The sequence below is a fragment of the Microcoleus sp. F4-D5 genome, from assembly GCF_036704885.1.
Classification (GTDB): Bacteria; Cyanobacteriota; Cyanobacteriia; order Cyanobacteriales; family Microcoleaceae; genus Microcoleus.
Window position 1 is genome coordinate 1 of sequence record NZ_JAUBSX010000182.1, and the last position, 1,868, is coordinate 1,868.

General features: G+C 40.1%; 2 protein-coding genes. Both read right to left on the reverse strand.

Going from position 1 to position 1,868, the window contains the following annotated elements:
• Positions 1 to 493 precede the first annotated feature (493 nt).
• Positions 494 to 1,030 (reverse strand): hypothetical protein, encoded by a 537-nt coding sequence (locus tag QUA80_RS33420; protein WP_333429189.1) that lies wholly within the window; start codon positions 1,028 to 1,030, stop codon positions 494 to 496.
• Positions 1,031 to 1,032: 2 nt separating this feature from the next.
• Positions 1,033 to 1,785 (reverse strand): ParA family protein, encoded by a 753-nt coding sequence (locus QUA80_RS33425; protein WP_333429190.1) that lies wholly within the window; start codon positions 1,783 to 1,785, stop codon positions 1,033 to 1,035.
• Positions 1,786 to 1,868 lie beyond the last annotated feature (83 nt).

Sequence of the window (1,868 nt, forward strand, 5' to 3'; positions counted from 1 at the left end):
AAATTTATCTAGGCAAGGTGATCGCAAATTCACTCATCTTTCTAAATGCCATTTTCTGACTTTTTCAGCAAGCCCTAGATAAGTCAGCATTTGCTGATTGATTGACTTCACATTGTGTTGCGTCTTGTCAAAACGCGGTTAAACAAATTGCATCGCAGCTAAAAACTCAGGTTAAAAGTCCTAAGATTTAATCGAAGTTGTTAATCTCCGGTTAGTTTTGTGACCAGAGCCAGTACCGCCATTGGAGTCAGCCCCATTATCAAGGATATTGTGTAGAAAAAGGCGCTAGCAACGCGACTAACGCTCAAGAAAATCATCTATGTCGGGATGCTGGCGATTGACAAGCTAGACGAAAAGCGCTTGCAATAATTGGCCGATCGGGTGCATCAGATGCAGGTGAATGGGGAGATTTGAGGGGATGAGGGCGATCGCGCTTTTGGTGAATTGAGGTGCGGGGCGATCACACTTCTCAAAACTTCAAGAATTCGGTAGCTTAGCTTTTTGATTGCTTGTATGCTCTTAGCCAATTTAAGCCCCGCTTAGCACCTAGTTTTTTCTGCATATCTTCCAGAGAACTGTAAACACGCTTATCGCGGATCAGCTTTGCATATCCATCTTTGACTCCAGGAATTGAGGTAAGGTCAGATTTTGGATTGTTAATAAAATCCAAGAAATCTGTAACATCTTGAGGCTCAACAACTCTTTCGTTCAGCTTTGACTGCAAAATTGCTTGTTCAATCGCGGCTTCTGCTTCTGGTTGTTTAGCTGCAATTAGAAATACCCAAATTCGCTCAAGCTCTGCTTCAACTGCTGCTTCATAGATTGGTAGCCCAGTTAACAAGTGGTATTTATCTTCCTCATCAGTAATACAAACGATTGGCAGGGCGAAGTTAAATTCCCACGCCTTCAAGCTTTGAGAAACTTTTTTTAAATCCGACTTTGAAGTTCCCGATTGTTCTTGAGAAACCTCTATTTGATTTAAAACCACAAGGCTAGGCTTACTCTCAATCCCTTTATAAAATTTGACCATTTCTACATTCCTACTGAACTTTCAATCTGATTGATTTTTACCACTATTTCTTGGGTTAATGAGGAAAATTGCTTGGCAACTTCGGCTGCTCCTTTATTATGTTCAGCAAACAAAGAAATAGGCTGACAAGCTTGAGATGCTTGCCCAACAGCAGTAGCTCTCTTTATTTCCGGCAGAATCGTGATTCCCGGAAATCTTTGCTCTACGGACTGCTTAATTGTAGTATGAATTTTCACATTTTTTTCTGTCATCATTGGTACAATTCCCAGAATAGCTCCCCGCTTTCCCATTTCCTCTTGAACTTCTCTAGCTCGTCCGATTGGGGTTCTGATGCCATAGACTGAAAGATATTCCATCTGGGATGGGATAACCACATATTGAGCTGCATAGAGTCCATTACTAGCAATTGTAGTAGCGCTTGGCGGTGTATCGATAACTACATAATCGTAGTCATTAGCTATACCGGATTGTCGCAAAGCCTTATCCAGTCGCTTTTCCCGAATACCGCCCAAGTTGGCGAGAGCAACATCTGTAGTTTTGTAGCTACTGGGTAAAACATCTATTTTGCCCGAACTCTTTGTTTTACGTAAAATTTGATTAATTGGGGAAATTTGTATATATTCTTTGTAGTTAAAACTTTTGGTGTCGTAGTCTTTCAAAAACTCTATAACTTCTTTTCTATCCTGAAAAGAATCTAAAACTTTATCAAATTCTTCTAAGGTAGAAGCTTTGTCAAATTCGTCAGCTTTGTTCACTCCCAAGGCATTGGTAACAAGTTAGAAAAGAGTAGATTTTGTCAATACCTATGTGTGTAGATATCCACTAACTAATAATGATA